Below are 15412 nucleotides of genomic sequence, written 5' to 3'. Positions count from 1 at the left end.
TTCTGGTGTATGAGTGCACAACACTTTGATGTCGTCGTGCTGGGGGCCGGGGTCGGCGGTTACGTCGCGGGGATCCGCGCGACGCAGCTGGGGCTCAGCGTCGCGGTGGTCGAGGAGAAGTACTGGGGCGGGGTCTGCCTGAACGTCGGGTGCATCCCGTCGAAGGCTCTCCTGCGCAACGCCGAACTGGCGCACGTGGTGACGCAGGAGGCCGCGGCGTTCGGGATTTCGTCCGACAGCCCGATCCGGGTCGACTACACGGCTGCTTACGAGCGGAGCCGGAAGGTCGCCGACGGGCGCGTCAAGGGCGTGCACTTCTTGATGAAGAAGAACAAGATCACCGAGTTCGACGGGCACGGGACGTTCCTCGACGATCACACGCTCGAGGTGAACGGCTCGCAGATCACCTTCGAGCACTGCATCATCGCCACGGGGGCGACAACCCGGTTGCTGCCGGGGACTTCGCGCAGCTCGCGGGTCGTGACCTACGAAGAGCAGATCCTGTCCAGTGAGCTGCCTTCGAGCATCATCATCGCCGGGGCCGGCGCGATCGGCGTCGAGTTCGCTTACGTGCTGCACAACTACGGCGTCGACGTCACGATCGTCGAGTTCCTCGATCGGATGGTGCCGTTGGAGGATGCCGAGGTGTCGGCTGAGCTCCTCCGGCGGTATCGGAAGCTCGGGATCAAGGTGCTGACGTCGACCCGGGTGGAGTCGATCGACGATTCGGGTTCTTCGGTCGAGGTGACTGTTTCGTCCGAGAAGGACGGGCAGCGGGTTCTGACCGCGGACAAGGTGCTGCAGGCGATCGGGTTCCAGCCCCGGGTCGAGGGTTACGGGCTGGACAAGACGGGTGTCGCGCTGACTGAGCGGGGCGCGATCGCTGTCGATGGGCGTGGGCGGACGAACGTGCCGCACATCTTCGCCATCGGTGATGTGACGGCGAAGTTGATGCTGGCGCACGCATCCGAGTCGATGGGGGTGGTGGCCGCGGAGACCATCGCCGGTGCGGAGACGATGGAGCTCGACTTCCCGATGATCCCGCGGGCGACCTACTGCCAGCCGCAGATCGCCAGTTTCGGGTGGACCGAGGCGCAGGCCCGGGAGAAGGGGTTCGACGTCCGGGTGGCCAAGTTCCCCTTCACGGCCAACGGGAAGGCTCAGGGGTTGGGCGACGCCGGTGGGTTCGTGAAGCTGATCAGTGATGGTGAGCACGGAGAGCTGATCGGCGGGCACCTCATCGGGCCGGATGTCACCGAGTTGCTGCCGGAGCTCACTTTGGCTCAGCAGTGGGATTTGACTGTTCACGAGGTGGCTCGGAACGTGCACGCGCACCCGACGCTGGGGGAAGCGGTCAAGGAAGCTGTTCATGGGCTTGCTGGGCACATGATCAATATGTGATTCGGTTCGCCCGATTTTTCATTGTCACTACGGCCGGCGCGACGCGTCAAGGCGGGAAAGCGTGCCTTGACCCGCCGCGCCGGCCGTGTGGGCGGCTTCGGATCGGGGCGGCGGGGGTCTGGGCGGGGTGTGGTGGCGTTGGAGCGGCCGATCTGAGCTGGGAGGGTGAGGACCGGGTCATCCGGGCCGCCGCCGAAACGTTCGCGGACCTCGGTGTCGACGTCGAAGTGCGCGACGAAGCCCGGGTGCATCTCTGGTACGAAGCCAAGTTCGGTGTGGCCTGCCCGCCCTTCACGACTACCGAGGCCGCGATCGATGCCTTCGTGGCCGTCTGCTCGTGTGTCGGGGTCCGGCTCGAACCCGGCGGCAGTTGGCACTTCTACGCTCCCCACGGGCTCGATGACCTCTTCGCGATGGTCGTGCGGCCGAATCCCGTGCTTGCCCCCTGCGAGGCTTGCGAACGGAAGGTTGCTCGGTGGCGGAGCCGGTGGCCCGAAATCGTCTCACGTTTTCCTGCCCGTTCCAGGATGTGGACGTCCGTGCGATCCAGACTTTGGTCGGTGGTTCCTCGCTCGGTCACTCCTTAGATTCTCCCCATTACACCCGGTCGAGTGACCGAGGATCACAGGGAGACATCGATGGTGAGATTCAGCCGGGTTGCCGCGCACGCGGCTCCGCTGACGGTCGGCGCGTTGCTGCTGACGACGGGCGTCTCGGCAGCGCAGCCGTCCACGGTGGACGCGGCTGCCGCGCGCACCGAGGCCGGGATCAGTGCCCTGCAGAGCATCAAGAAGAGCCTGAGCCCCGCGGAGCGCAAGCAATCGAGCCAGCTGGTCGTCGAGAAGCGGTTGCGGGCTGACCGGTCGCTCGCCGCGAAGCTGCCCGACTACCGCTCCGGCGTCGGGGTCAGTGGGGCCGGCACCGTCGCGGTCGACATCGCTGCCCACGGCAACGGCGTTGCCGGCGCCGTGCGGGCGGCCGGTGGCACCGTGCGTTACACCGCGCCGGACGGGGCGGTCCGGGCCGATTTGCCGCTGTCCGCTGTGGACACCATCGCCGGGCGTGGCGACGTCGCCGAGGTGAAGCCCGCCGCGCAGGCCACCACCTGGAGCGAGCCCGGCAACCGCGATCTGCGGCAGGCTGTCGCCGCGCAGGCCGCCGCCGCGACGCAGGTGTCCGAAGGGGACAAAGCGCACGGTGCCGACGCCGCCCGTACGACCTACGGCGTGAGCGGGTCCGGCACCAAGGTGTGCGTGCTCTCCGACGGCGTCGACTCGCTCGCGAAGTCGCAGAGCGCCGGTGAACTGCCCGCCGTGGACGTGCTGTCCGGGCAGAAGGGCAGCGGCGACGAGGGCACCGCGATGCTCGAGATCATCCACGACCTCGCGCCGAACGCGACCCTCGGCTTCGCCACCGCGTTCACCAGTGAAGCCAGCTTCGCCGCGAACATCCGCGCGCTGCGCACCACCGGCAAGTGCCAGATCATCGTCGACGACGTCTCCTACTTCGACGAGTCGCCGTTCCAGGACACGCAGGTCGCGCAGGCGGTCAACGACGTGACCGCGGCCGGCGTCCTGTACTTCTCCTCGGCCGGCAACTCCGGCAACGCGACCGACGGCACCAGCGGGTACTACGAAGGCGACTTCCGCGCGTCCCCGACGAAGATCAGCGGCGTCACCGGGACCCCGCACGACTTCGACCCGAGCAGCACCACGCAGAACTTCGACGCGCTTTCGGCCGGCTCGCTCGGCAAGCCGGTGACGCTGTTCTGGTCCGACCCGTGGGGCAAGTCCGCCAACGACTACGACCTGTTCATCCTGAACTCGGCGGGCAGCGTCGTGGCCTCCAGCGAGAACGGCCAGTCCGGCTCGCAGAACCCGTACGAGATCGCGAACGTGCCGGCCACCGGCTCGGGCTACAAGGTCGCGGTCGTCAAGTACAGCGGCGCCGACCGGTTCATCGCGCTGAACGTCATCCGCGGCCGCTTCGTGGCCTCGGGCTCGCTGAAGGCGTTCAGCACCAACGGTGTCACGAACGGTCACTCGGCGGCGGCGAACGCCTTCAGCGTCGCGGCGGCCCCGGCCGGACCGGCGTTCGGCCGTCCGCTGGAGACCGGTGACCCGGCCAACCCGGCCGGCCCGTACCCGGGCCTGTTCAGCGCGTCGAGCAAGTGGGAGCGCTTCTCCTCCGACGGCAAGCGCAAGCTCTTCTACAACGCCGACGGCACGGCGATCACCCCGGGCAACGTCTCCTCGACCGGCGGCACGACCCGGAACAAGCCGGACATCACGGCAGCGGACGGCGTGGCGACCTCGGTGACCGGCTTCCAGCCGTTCTTCGGGACGTCGGCGGCGGCCCCGCACGCGGCGGCGATCGCGGCCCTGCTGCTCTCGGGCAAGCCGACGGCGACCCCGGCGCAGATCCGCTCGGCGCTGGTGTCCTCGGCGATCGACCTGGGCGCGCCCGGCTTCGACACGGTGACCGGCACCGGCGTGATCATGGCCGGCCCGGCCCTGGCCGCGCTGGGTGTCCAGCCCAAGTAAGCACCGAATTCAGCGGGGCCCGGCGCGCGCCGGGCCCCGCTGCGTCATTTCCCGGTGACCAGCAGGTGGAAGCGGAACGGGCCGCGCTCGATCCGTTCGTGCCGGAGCAGGCCCAGTCCCGCCGCGGCCGACGCCGCTTCGAGTTCGGCCACCGGGCGGAGCCGGAAGCCGTTGTCCGTCAGCATCCGGGCCCGCCCCATCAGGTCCGGGTCGCCGACGCCCAGCACGAACCGGCCACCGGGCGCGAGGACGCGCGCGACTTCCGCGAAGGCCCGCTCGAGGTCGTCCACGAAGTAGACCGTGTTGGTCGTGACGATCGCGTCGACCGTGCCGTCCGCCAGGGGCAGGGCGGTCATCGGACCCTCGGACAGCACCAGCCGCCCCGCCGCGATCTCCCGCCGGAAGGTCGTGCCCGCCCGGGCGAGCATGGTCTTCGAAATCTCGACGCCCTGCACCGTGGCGGTTTTCCGCAGCAGCAGGCCGAGGCCCAGCCCGCCGCCGAACCCGATGTCGAGCGCGGATTCGTCGCCGGACAGCTCCAGCGCGTCGACCGCCTTCACCACCGCCTCGCGGTTCCGGCGGTTCAGCATCGCGCCGACGACCCGGCCCCGCAGGCCGCTAGGGTGGCCGAGTTGCCGGGCCAGCCCGGCTTGGAAACCCTCGCGAAGTCCCATGCGCGCAGTCTAGGAGCAGTGATGGCGAAGACGGCAGTGGTCACCGGCGCCGGATCGGGGATCGGCCGGGCGGTGGCGCGGGCGCTGCTCGAAGACGGTTACCGGGTCGCGCTGGCCGGACGCCGGTCCGCCGCGCTCGAGGAGACCGCCGCGGGCTTCGAAGGTGCCCTCGTCGTGCCCACCGACGTCGCCGACGAGGCTTCCGCCGCCGCGCTCTTCGACGCCGTCCGCGACGAGTGGGGGCGGCTCGACCTGCTCGTCAACAACGCGGGCATCGGTGCGGCCGGGACGATCGCCGACCTGTCCGTCGAGGACTGGAAGCGGACCGTCGACGTCAACCTGACCGGGATGTTCCTGTGCGCCCGGCAGGCGGTGCGCCTCATGCGCGACCAGGACCCGCGCGGCGGCCGGATCGTCAACAACGGCTCCATCTCCGCGCACGTGCCGCGCCCGGCGAGCGTCGCCTACACCGCGACCAAGCACGCCGTCACCGGCCTGACCCGGTCGATTTCGCTCGACGGGCGCGCATGGAACGTCGCCTGCGGCCAGATCGACATCGGCAACGCGGCCACCGAGATGACCGAACGCATGGCGGCGGGCATTCCCCAGGCCGACGGCCGGGTCGTCGCGGAGCCGACGTTCGACGTCCGGCACGTGGCCGACGCGGTGCGGTACATGGCGGGCCTGCCGCTGGACGCGAACGTCCAGTTCCTCACCGTCACGGCGACGACGATGCCGTTCATCGGCCGCGGGTGATGCCGACATTCAGGTGAAGCGGCGGCCCCGCGGGTCGACGGCGGCGGAGCCCGGTTGGTAAACCGGAGGGCCGATACCGATCACGAGGGGCCGAAGTGCCTGCTCAGCTGACCTACGCCGTAGTCATGGCGCTCGTTTTCGCCTTCGCCGGTTTTCTGGCGAAGCAATTCGTCGGTGAAGGGGTCAAACACCTCGGGCAGCGTTTCTGGCCCGCCGTGTTCCGCAGCCGGCGCCGGACGCTGACCAGGCGCGAACTGCGGCGGTACGCCGGTGGCGTCAAAGCGACGTTCGACAGCCACGCGCTCGGTTTCCTGGCCACCACCAAGGTGACGGTCAGCGAGGTCTACGTCCCGCTCCAGAGCGAGGTGGACGGGCGCCGCGAAGACATCTACGGCAGCATCCGGGACCGCGGCCGGACCGTCGTCCTCGGCCCGGCCGGGGCCGGGAAATCCATGCTGCTGAAGTATTCCATGGTGAAGTGGGCCGACCGGCCCGCCGATTTCGAGCGCGTCCCCGTGTTCGTCGAACTGTTCCGCCGGAACCGCGGCGAGGAGAGCCCGCGGGACCTCGTCGTGGCCGCGCTCGGGCGGGGTGGCGTGAAGAAACCGGAACGGTTCCTGGACCGCGCGCTGGCGGACGGCCTGCTGAGCGTGTTCTTCGACGGTTTCGACGAAATCGTGACCGACCGGCGGGCCGAAGTCACGCAACAGCTGAAGGCGTTCGCCGAAAAATGGCCGAAGTGCCAGATCGTCGTCACCTGCCGGGCGGCGGTCTACGATTCCGAACTGCGGCCGGACTTCGATCACGAGGTGCGGGTGGCCGGTTTCGACGACGCCGCCATCCGCCGGTTCCTCCGGCTGTGGTTCACCTCGAAACGGGCCGGTCGCGACACGCGGTTCGAGGTCGAGCAGATGATGGCCGGACTGCGGGCGAGCCCGCCCATCCTGCTGCTGGCCCGGACCCCGCTGCTGCTCACGATGATCGCCTCGCTGCACGACGCGGATCCCGGGATCGGGCCGGTGCTGCCGGGCTCGCGCGCGGAGTTCTACGAACTGGCGGTGCAGCACCTGCTGCGGCGCGACTCCGAGCTGGGGCGTACCCGCGGCCTCGCCACCTACAAGGCCGGCCACAAGCAGATGGCGCTGCGGGCCATCGCGGTGCGGGCCCAGGGCGCGATGGCGCCGGGGACCGACCGGCGGACCGTGCCGGAGGACGAGCTGCTCGCCACCATCACCCGGGTGCTCACCAGGTTCAACCTGGAGGTGGCGCACGCGGCCCCGATGCTCGAGGAGATCGTCGACCGCAGCGGGTTGCTGGTGCGGGTGGACGAAGGCAACCTCCTCTACGAGTTCCCGCACCTGACGCTGCAGGAGTACCTGGCCGCGATGGAGCTGGCGGACAGCCCCGAGCGGTTGCTGGCGCTGTACGAGGAGAACCCCGGCCGGTGGCGCGAGACGGTCAAGCTCTGGTGCGGTGGCGCCAACCGCGACTGCACGCCGGTCGTCGAGCGGATCTTCGCCGGCGACCGGCGCGGCAAGCTCCTGGCGCTCGAATGCCTGGCCGAGGCGCGCCAGATCGACGAGACGCTGGCCAGGGCGGTGCTGCGGCACTTCGAGGCGACGCTGCCCGGTGCCGAGCCCGACCCCGTGGTCGTGGCCGCGCTGGGCGCGGTCGCGGCCGACCCGGGACCGCGCGGGACGGCGCTGCGCACCCGCCTCACCCGGGCCGCGCTGCAGCGGCACGTGCCCGCGATGCTCGCGCTGGCCGCCACCCGGCTGCGGCCGGCGGTCGAGACGCTCAGCGACCTGGCGACGTGGGCCCCCGCGGCGCGCGTGGCCCTGCGGTCGACGGGGGAGCTCGCGCTGCCGGTGCTGGCCGAGCGCGCCGGGACCGGCTCGACCGCCGCCGTCGACGACATCGCCGCCATCGGGACGGCGTCGGCGGGCGTGGCCTTGGCCGAGCTGCTGTGGGACGAAAGCGACGTCGCCGTCCGGGCCGCGTGGCGGCTGGCCGTGCTGGTGCGCAGCCCGGACGTCGAAGACGAGCTGTCGCGCGCGGAGACCGGGAACCCGGCGGGCGAGTGGTACGACTGGCTGTGGGCGCCCTTCCGCACGGCGGGAACCGGGCACCTCGCCGAGCTCATGGGCCGGGTCGGCTACCTGATCGACGACCGCACCGGGGCGCGGATGCCGGACGACGTCGGCCGGGTGGACCCGCGGCTCGCCATGCCGATCGGCGTCCGGGGCGCGTCCCGGCAGTACGACCCGGCGGCGCTGGCCGGGCTCGACCTCGAAGTCGGGCGCGTCGCACGCTCGCTCGGCGTCGGGGTCCGGGACCACACCGGGAACGGTGAAGCACTCGCGGAGATCCACGAGCGGGACGAAGGACAGGCGCGCCGGCTCGCGCTGGCCCTGTTCGAGCGGGCCGGGGTGGGCGTCGGTTACCGGAGCCTGCTGGCCACGCTGCCCACCACCGTCCTGGTGCGGCTGGTGGTGAAGCTGTCCAGGCCCGGGTTCCGCGCCGACGAAAGCCAGTGGCGGACCTTCGACGAGGACCTGAAGGCGCCGGTCGTGCTCCGGCCCGTGGCGTCCGTCGCCCTCGTGGTCCTGCTGGCCGGGCCCTACCTGCTGGGCGTGACGCGGGCGACCGGCTCGGCGTTCGGCTGGTGGCCCTGGACCGCGCCGTGGGAGGGGTGGGCCACCGCACTGGCCGCACTGGGTTTCCTGCTCACCGGCCTCTTCTTCCGCTTCGGTGAAGTCCAGCGGATGACCGTCCTCGCCGGGTTCTTCCTCGTGCTGTCCCTGCCCGGGGTGCTGGCGTACGCGGTGACGACCCTGGTGGACTGGCTCGGCGCGCCCGTCCTGGCGACGGCGGCGTTCGTCCTGACGGTCGTCACCACCGGCCTCGTGCGGCTGCTCGGCCGCCGGGAGCGCGAGATCGCGAACCCGTTCCGCGACCTGCGCAGCCTGGACGAGAGCGTCCTGCGGGTCCGCTCGACGGTGATCTCCGGGCGGGAAGCGGGTCAGGGGATCACGCGCGCCTTCCGGAACTCGTCGAACAGCCGGTAGAACATCTGCTCCGTCTCGACGTACTCTCCGAAGCCCGCCCGCCGGGACTTGGACGTGTCCGCGAACACGTCGTAGTCCCAGCCGAACACGAAGTCGGCGAACGCCCAGGACGAGGAAACGTCGGCGTAGGACGACGAAAGGCCGTGGCGGGTGGCCATGGACGTCCACAGTGGAGCTTTGTCGGCCATGACGTCCACGAGGGACATCCGCAGCGGCGGGGCGACCTCCAGACCGAAGTACGCCGCCAGTTTCGGCCACAGTTCGCGCCAGCGGAACAGGTCGCCGTTCGCGATGTTGAAGGCGCCCTGGTGGTTCGTCGCCCAGGTCGTCGCCGAGGCCAGGAGGCCCGCGTCCGTCATCTCCAGGAGGCTGTCGTACGCGCCCGGCTTGCCCGGGAAGCGCAGCGGCACGCCCAGTTCCTTCGAAATCGACGCGTACACCGCGATCACCAGCGCCAGGTTCATCGGGTTGCCCAGCGCCGTGCCGCCGACCACCGAGGGGCGGACTCCGACCACGTCCACGAGCCCGCGCGGCGTTCGAGGAACTGCTGCTGGTCGACGTTGAACTCCGGCGGCAGGTGCCCCGCGTCGGTCTCGCGCGCCGGGGTCTTGAACGGGCCGAGGTGCGCGCCGTAGACCTTGTAGCCCTGCATCAGGCTGACGTGCTCGAGGCCGGGCGCGGCCGCTTCCGCCGCGTCGACGAGGTTGGTCAGCATCGCCAGGTTCGGCGGGACCAGCTCGGCCCACGTCGGTTTGTCCTGGTAGGCGGCGTAGAAGAGGTGGGTCGTGGCGTCGAGCCCGCTGAGCTTCGCCCGGGTCTCGGCCGCGTCCAGCAGGTCGACGGCGATCGTGCCCGGCCCGCCGCGGCGGGCGAGGCCGGTGACGTCCCAGCCGCCGTCCGCCCGCAGGTGCTCGACGAGGGTGCGGCCGATGATCCCGTTGGCCCCGGCGACCAGGGCTGTCTTGCGCTTCATGGTTCCAGGCTGTCCCCGCGCCGGAGATAAGTCCAAGGCATCCTCGTCACCATGTCGATAAGCTGAGTTCATGACAAGCCTGCGGCAGCTGGAGTACCTGGTCACGGTGGTCGACACCGGCTCGTTCACCCGCGCCGCCGAGCAGCTGCACGTGACGCAGCCGGCGTTGTCGCACCAGATGCGGGCGCTCGAACGCGGTCTCGGCGGGCCGTTGCTCGAACGGCTGCCGCGCGCGGTCCGGCTCACGCCGATGGGGCGGGCGATGCTCCCGCACGCGCGGGCGGCGCTGGCCGACGCCGAACGCGCGCGCTGCGCCGCCCGCCTCGCGTCCGGGACGACGGCGGGCGAACTGCAGGTCGCGACGCTGTACTCGGTCAGCCTCGGCGTGCTGCCGCCCGCGTTGCGCGTGTGGCGGCGCGACCGGCCCGAGGTCGACGTCCGGCTGATCGAGTTCCGGCACGCCGACGAGCTGCGCGAAGCGATGGCCGCGGGCGAGGCCGACGTCGCGCTCGGCCCGCGGCCGGCCGGCTGGACCGGGCCGGTGCGGGAGCTGGGCGTGGAGGAGTTCGTCGTCGTGCTGCCCGCGGACGGCGCTTCGGAGGACGACGAGACCGGCGTGGTCGACCTGGCGACGCTCGCGGACTGCGCGTGGGTGCACTACGCCCCGGGCAACGGCCTCGCGGAACTGGTGGACGCGACCTGCGCGGCGGCGGGCTTCCGCCCCCGCGCGGCGGTCCGCACCGAGCAGACGGCAGCGGCCCCGATCCTGGCGGCGGCGGGCTTGGGCCCGGCACTGGTCCCGGCGAACGTGCTGCCACCGCGCTTCGACGGCCGGGTGCTGCGGCCGAGCGTGCCGGTGCGGAGGACGCTGGTGGCGTACACGCGCGGGGTGCCGGACCCGCTGACCAGCGCGTTCATCGAGACCCTCGCCGAGCACGCGACGGTCTAGCCGCCTGGAGGCGGTCCTGCCAGGGGTGGTCCGGCGCCAGGGCGGCTGCGAGCCAGCGCCGCTGAGCCGTGTCGAGCACCGGCAGGGCCGCTGTGAAGTCCCGCTCGTCCTTGGGCCGGGTGTCACGCGCCTTGGCCAGCAACTGCACTTCCGGGGCCAGGTAGGGAATTCCGCCCGCCGAGACCGCGCCCAGCCGGGACACCGGCCGCCGCACGGCCGGGTTCCGGCGGGAGATCCACTCGTCGCCCTCGGTCTCGTCGAGCATGATCTGGATCCGCCACGGTGCCGACGGTCCCGGGCGGCACCAGACGTCGTCGACGCCCGGGGGCAGGACCTCGCCGGGCAGCCACGGCCGGAGCGTGCCCGGCGGGTCGGCCGCCCACCACTCCCACGACGGCAGCGCCGCCTGCACCGCCGCCTGGTCGCGGCGGAGGAACAGGACGTCGACGTCGGCGTGCGCGCGGAACGCGTGTCCCACCGCCAGCTCGATCGCGTAACCACCCGCGATCCACCACGGGACGCCGGCGGAGGCGAACAGCACCGCCACCTCGGCCGGGGTGGCCGGGTCCCAGGTCACGAGACCGCGATCCCCGTCAGCACCGGGCCGGTGAACGGCGTCGTCGTCACGTCGTGGACGCGCGAGGACCAGACCGCGTGGCCGTGGCCCGACCACAGCGGCGCCACCGGCAGGTCCCGCAGCAGCTGGTTCTCCGCCAGCCGGTACAGCTCGCCCGCCTCCTCCGGGGTCGCCGCGGCGTCGGCCAGTGCCAGGTTCTGCGTGAAGACCTCGTCGGTGTACCCCGATTCCGCAGCCAGCTGGGACAGCAGCTCGTACGGGCTCGCCGTCGCCAGTTTGACGTCCACGGTGGACGGCCCGTCGAGCGGTCCGGTGTTCGGGGCCGCCTGTGCCGTCACGGAAACGTCCAGCGCTTTGTGGAGTCCGACGACCAGGGTCCGGGTCCACGCCTCCGCGCCCGGTCCGAAGTAGACGGTCGCACCGCCCGGGAAGGCCGCCTGCTTCAACAGGGCCTTGCCCGCCGCCGCGTCGTAGCTGCACGGGCGGCAGGTGCCGGACCGGTCACCCGGGGCGTCCGCCGGGGGCAGCAGGGCCTTCGCCGGGTCGACCTGGTGCGCCAGCGGGCCCGCCTCCAGCGCCGCGCGGTCCACGCCCAAAGCGAAGCCGTGGCGGACCGTCGCGTCGGAAAACCGCGGGTTCGCCACCGGGAACGCCAGGTAGCCCGCCTGCGGGAGGGCCCAGGTCGCGTGGTGGTCGTCGCCGAAGTCGGTGTGCATGGCTTCGTGCTTCTCGCCGGGGACCTCGGTCGCCAGGTCGAGCGTGCCCGCCTTGACCGCGTCGTACTGGGCGCCCGGTTCGCCGACCCGCAGCTCGATCTCCTCGGCCTTCCCGGGCCCGACGCGCTTGAGCGTGCCGCCCGAACCCGGGTGCCAGCCGCCGTCCAGGCGGTACGGGCCGTTGCCGACCGGGGCCTTGGCGAAGCCGTTCCAGTCGCGGGAAGCGAGCACCGACGCCGGCAGCGGCACCAGGCCCGGCGCCGAAAGCAGGGCCGGGACCTGGCCGGACGGGCGGTCGAGCGTCAGCGTGATCGTGTCCGGCGCGGGCGCGGTGATTTCGCGGGCGCGCAACAGCTTCGTGAACACCGGCGTGGACACCCAGTGCGCCGCGGCGACCGCCCGCCAGGTGTCCACATAGGACTGTGCGGTCACCGGCGTGTCGTCGTGGAAGGTCGCGGGCCGCAGCTTGACCGTCCAGTGCACGCGGTCGGTGCTCTCGATCGACTCGGCCGCGCGCGGGGTGAGCTTGCCCGACGCCGCGTCGTAGTCGGCCAGCGGGGTCCACAGCGCCCCGGTCACCAGCCGGCCCGCCTGGTCGGCGAGGTCCGCGGGCAGCAGCGTCGCCGGCTCCCGGATGCCGACGGACAGCACGCCGGGGCGCGCGGGGTCGGTGCCGGAGCAGCCCGTGACGGCGAGGGCGAGGACGGCGAACAGGACGAGCAAGCGCATGCGCCAGTCCTACCAGTCAAGAGCCAACAAAAGACGGTTGTGTCCGGTTGATCTCCGTCGTACCGTTCCCGTGGTCACGCTCCGAGCGTTCTGGGAGGTTTCGCGTGCGCACCTGGTTGCGGTCGTGCTTCGCCGCCGTCACCGTCAGCGCCACGCTGGTCGCGACCGGGCTCCCGGCCGCCGCCTGCGGCGAGGACGACAAACCGGCCACCCCCGCCGCCCGCACGCTGGGCGATCCCGGGGCGATCAAGAACGTCAAGTCCGTCGGCAACGTCCCCGACGCCGCCGGCGCCATCTCGATCAACTTCCTCGACTACGGCCGCCGCGACGTCATGGTCGTGTCCGGCGAGTTCGGGCTGAAGGTCTACGACCTGACGAAGAACCCGGCCGCGCCGAAGCTGGTCGGCCAGGTCAGCCTGCCGGGGCTGTGGGAGACCGAGGACACCGAGGTCGACCAGAACCGCAAGCTGGTCTTCCTCTCCCGCGACCCGCGCGCGTACGGCGGCACCACGCACACCGGCGAGTCCGGCATCTACGTCGTCGACGTCTCGAAGCCCGAGGCCCCGGCGATCCTCAGCTACGTCAAGGTGCCCGCCGGGCACACCACCAGCTGCGTCGACGGCTGCCGCTACCTCTGGACCGGCGGCCCGGCGAAGGCCGACGACCAGCCCGCGGACTGGGGCGGCCGCCCGATCTGGGTCACCGACATCCGCGACCCGCGGCACCCGAAGGTGAACCCGCAGCCCATCGAGCTGGCCCGCAACGACGGCAAGACCGACTACGTGCACGACGTCCAGGTGGACGACAACGGCGTGGCCTGGGTGTCCGGCCGCGGCGGCGTGCGCGGGTACTGGACCGACGGCGTGCACCGCGACCCGCTGACGAACAAGGTCCACCGCGCGACCGCGCACGAGCCGATCCCGTACGCCGGCGGCGGCATCGCCGAGACGGCGGCGCCGTCCCGGTTCATGCACAACAGCTTCCACCCGGCCGGCCACCGCGTCGGTGACGGCGCCTGGCGCGGCCAGGACCTGATCTACGCGACGGAGGAGAACTTCGTCGACGGCTGCGCGGGCGACGGCGTCCTGACGATCTCGTCGCTGAAGGGCTCCTACCACGGCGAAGGCTGGCGCTCGACGCCGGAGAAGCCGTTCCGCCTGGAGAGCGTCGGCACCTGGGGCGTCAACGGCCAGGAGGGCAGCGACCCGGCGTCCGACGACTGTTCCGCGCACTACTTCGACGTCCGCGGCAAGATCCTGGTGCAGTCGTTCTACGCGCAGGGCACCCGGTTCCTCGACGTCAGTGACCCGACGAACCCGCGGCAGATCGCGTACTACCGGCCGGGCGACGCGAGCGCGTGGGCCCCGTACTGGCACGGCAAGTACGTCTACGTCGCGGACAACGCCCGCGGCGTAGACGTCCTGCAGCTCACCCGTTAGGACTTCAGCCAGACAGCGGTGTCGGTCGGCAGTTCGCCGCCGGCCGGCCCGCTGGCCAGCAGGATCTCCCCGGCGGGGAGCGGGATCGGCGTGTCCGAGAAGTTCAGCGCGAACGTGAACCCCGTCCCGAGCCGGAACGCCAGCACCCCTTCACCGAGGTCGAGCCACTCCGGCGAGCCGGTGGGGAGATCCCGCCGGAGCCGCAGCCCGTTGCGGTACAGCGCCAGCATCGACGCCGGGTCCGCCGCCTCCGCTTCCGCCGTGTAGTCCCGCCACTCGGCGGGCTGGGGGAGCCACGCGCCCCCGGCGCCGAAGCCGAACGGCGCTTCGGAGCCCGACCACGGGATCGGTACGCGGCAGCCGTCGCGACCGGGGTCGGTGCCGTTCGTGCGGGCCCACACCGGGTCCTGACGCAGCTCGTCGGGGATGTCCAGGACCTCCCAGAGCCCCAGCTCCTCGCCCTGGTAGACGTACAGCCCGCCGGGCAGGGCCAGCGTCAGCAGCGCCGCCGCCCGGGCCCGCCGGGTGCCCAGCTCGCGGTCCACCGGGAGCTCGTGCAGCCGGTTCGCGAAGCTGAACCCGGTGTCGCCTTCCCGGCCGTAGCGCGTGACGTGCCGCGTGACGTCGTGGTTCGACAGCACCCACGCGGCCGGCGCGCCGACCTCCTCGTGCGCCTTCAGCGTCCGGTCGATGACGTCGCGGAAGCGCTTGCTGTCCCACGGGCAGACCAGGAAGTCGAAGTTGAACGCCGAGTGCAGCTCGTCGCGGCGCAGGTAGCGCGCCGCTCGGGACATGTCCTCCAGCCACATCTCGCCGACCAGCACCCGCTCGCCCGGGTAGCTGTCGACGATCTTGCGCCACGAGCGGTAGATCTCGTGCAGGCCCTCCTGGTCGGAGAACGGCGTCTCGTCGCCTTCCTCCACGTCGGGCAGGTGCGGGTCCTTGACCAGCCCGTCGGCGACGTCGATGCGGAAGCCGTCGACCCCGCGGTCGAACCAGAACCGCAGCACGTCCTCGAACTCCGTGCGGATTTCCGGGTTGTCCCAGTTGAAGTCGGGCTGGCGCGAGCTGTAGAGGTGCAGGTACCACTCGCCGTCCGGCACGCGCGTCCACGCGGAGCCGCCGAAGCGCGACCTCCAGTTGTTCGGTGGCTCGCTGCCGTCCGGGCCGCGGCCGGGGCGGAACCAGAACCGTTGCCGCTCCGGCGATCCCGGGCCCGCGGCCAGCGCGGCCTGGAACCAGCGGTGCTCGTCGGAGCAGTGGTTGGGCACGATGTCGATGATCACCCGGATGTCCCGCGCGTGCGCTTCGGCGATGAGCTCCTCGGCCTCGTCGAGCGTGCCGAAGAGCGGCTCGATGTCGCGGAAGTCGGCGACGTCGTAGCCGCCGTCGTCCATCGGGGACGGGTACCACGGGGTGAACCAGATCGCGTCGATCCCCAGGTCGGCCAGGTGGTCCAGCCGGGCGCGGACACCGGCGAGGTCGCCGACGCCGTCGCCGTTGCCGTCCGCGAAGCTGCGGATGTACACCTGGTAGATGGCCGCGCTCCGCCACCAGCCGGTCTTGTCGGTCACGTAAGTGCCCCTC

At 71.7% G+C, this 15412-nt stretch carries 11 protein-coding genes and 1 pseudogene; 7 read left to right on the top strand and 5 right to left on the bottom strand.

Annotated elements, in window-relative coordinates; all coding sequences use genetic code 11:
- The first annotated feature begins 9 nt into the window (after positions 1-9).
- From lpdA to AB0B33_RS27770, 3 genes are read left to right on the top strand one after another with little or no spacing between them, the layout of a single operon-like run.
- Complete coding sequence (lpdA, locus tag AB0B33_RS27780) at positions 10-1401, top strand: dihydrolipoyl dehydrogenase (protein ID WP_360777354.1); 1392 nt, start codon at positions 10-12, stop codon at positions 1399-1401.
- Positions 1290-1988, top strand: coding sequence for a nucleotidyltransferase family protein (locus AB0B33_RS27775; RefSeq protein ID WP_360777041.1), 699 nt, complete (start codon positions 1290-1292; stop codon positions 1986-1988). The genes lpdA and AB0B33_RS27775 overlap by 112 nt, the downstream gene beginning before the upstream one ends.
- Positions 1989-2039: 51 nt before the next feature.
- Positions 2040-3944 (top strand): S8 family serine peptidase, encoded by a 1905-nt coding sequence (locus AB0B33_RS27770; protein WP_360777039.1) that lies wholly within the window; start codon positions 2040-2042, stop codon positions 3942-3944.
- 44 nt (positions 3945-3988) lie between these two features.
- Here AB0B33_RS27770 and AB0B33_RS27765 read toward each other — a convergent pair whose 3' ends face one another.
- Positions 3989-4618, bottom strand: a complete 630-nt coding sequence (locus AB0B33_RS27765; protein ID WP_360777037.1) for a class I SAM-dependent methyltransferase — start codon at positions 4616-4618, stop codon at positions 3989-3991.
- 21 nt (positions 4619-4639) lie between these two features.
- On the opposite strand from AB0B33_RS27765, the gene AB0B33_RS27760 reads away from it, so the two are divergent.
- Positions 4640-5374, top strand: a complete 735-nt coding sequence (locus AB0B33_RS27760) for an SDR family oxidoreductase (protein WP_247020154.1) — start codon at positions 4640-4642, stop codon at positions 5372-5374.
- Between the two features lie 95 nt (positions 5375-5469).
- Complete coding sequence (locus tag AB0B33_RS27755) at positions 5470-8442, top strand: NACHT domain-containing protein (RefSeq protein WP_360777034.1); 2973 nt, start codon at positions 5470-5472, stop codon at positions 8440-8442.
- Here AB0B33_RS27755 and AB0B33_RS27750 read toward each other — a convergent pair.
- Positions 8397-9415, bottom strand: a pseudogene (locus AB0B33_RS27750) (SDR family oxidoreductase). The gene AB0B33_RS27755 and the pseudogene AB0B33_RS27750 sit on opposite strands and share 46 nt — an antisense overlap.
- Before the next feature lie 70 nt (positions 9416-9485).
- On the opposite strand from AB0B33_RS27750, the gene AB0B33_RS27745 reads away from it, so the two are divergent.
- A complete protein-coding gene (locus AB0B33_RS27745) occupies positions 9486-10364 on the top strand; it encodes a LysR family transcriptional regulator (protein ID WP_360777032.1) in 879 nt (292 codons plus the stop codon).
- Here AB0B33_RS27745 and AB0B33_RS27740 read toward each other — a convergent pair.
- Both AB0B33_RS27740 and AB0B33_RS27735 read right to left on the bottom strand, forming a co-directional pair.
- Positions 10330-10941 (bottom strand): amino acid transporter, encoded by a 612-nt coding sequence (locus AB0B33_RS27740; RefSeq protein WP_360777031.1) that lies wholly within the window; start codon positions 10939-10941, stop codon positions 10330-10332. The genes AB0B33_RS27745 and AB0B33_RS27740 overlap by 35 nt on opposite strands.
- Positions 10938-12386: an ABC transporter substrate-binding protein gene (locus AB0B33_RS27735; RefSeq protein WP_360777029.1), complete on the bottom strand. Its 1449-nt coding sequence runs from the start codon at positions 12384-12386 to the stop codon at positions 10938-10940. Before AB0B33_RS27735 ends, AB0B33_RS27740 begins: the two co-directional genes overlap by 4 nt.
- Positions 12387-12490: 104 nt before the next feature.
- Here AB0B33_RS27735 and AB0B33_RS27730 point away from each other — a divergent pair, with 104 nt between their 5' ends.
- Positions 12491-13825 (top strand): hypothetical protein, encoded by a 1335-nt coding sequence (locus AB0B33_RS27730; protein ID WP_247020165.1) that lies wholly within the window; start codon positions 12491-12493, stop codon positions 13823-13825.
- Here AB0B33_RS27730 and AB0B33_RS27725 read toward each other — a convergent pair.
- Positions 13822-15399: a glycoside hydrolase family 13 protein gene (locus tag AB0B33_RS27725; RefSeq protein ID WP_360777027.1), complete on the bottom strand. Its 1578-nt coding sequence runs from the start codon at positions 15397-15399 to the stop codon at positions 13822-13824. The genes AB0B33_RS27730 and AB0B33_RS27725 overlap by 4 nt on opposite strands.
- Positions 15400-15412: the final 13 nt, after the last annotated feature.

It is taken from the genome of Amycolatopsis sp. NPDC049159 (assembly GCF_040648295.1).
Classification (GTDB): Bacteria; Actinomycetota; Actinomycetes; order Mycobacteriales; family Pseudonocardiaceae; genus Amycolatopsis; species Amycolatopsis pretoriensis_A.
This window is presented reverse-complemented; position numbering and strand designations above follow the sequence as displayed.

What these genes read in the sequence shown, in the direction of transcription:
- lpdA (WP_360777354.1), top strand. Translation starts at nt 10, where the DNA reads ATGAGTGCACAACACTTTGATGTCGTCGTGCTGGGGGCCGGGGTCGGC.
- AB0B33_RS27770 (WP_360777039.1), top strand. Translation starts at nt 2,040, where the DNA reads ATGGTGAGATTCAGCCGGGTTGCCGCGCACGCGGCTCCGCTGACGGTC.
- AB0B33_RS27765 (WP_360777037.1), bottom strand. Translation starts at nt 4,618, where the DNA reads ATGGGACTTCGCGAGGGTTTCCAAGCCGGGCTGGCCCGGCAACTCGGC.
- AB0B33_RS27745 (WP_360777032.1), top strand. Translation starts at nt 9,486, where the DNA reads ATGACAAGCCTGCGGCAGCTGGAGTACCTGGTCACGGTGGTCGACACC.
- AB0B33_RS27760 (WP_247020154.1), top strand. Translation starts at nt 4,640, where the DNA reads ATGGCGAAGACGGCAGTGGTCACCGGCGCCGGATCGGGGATCGGCCGG.
- AB0B33_RS27735 (WP_360777029.1), bottom strand. Translation starts at nt 12,386, where the DNA reads ATGCGCTTGCTCGTCCTGTTCGCCGTCCTCGCCCTCGCCGTCACGGGC.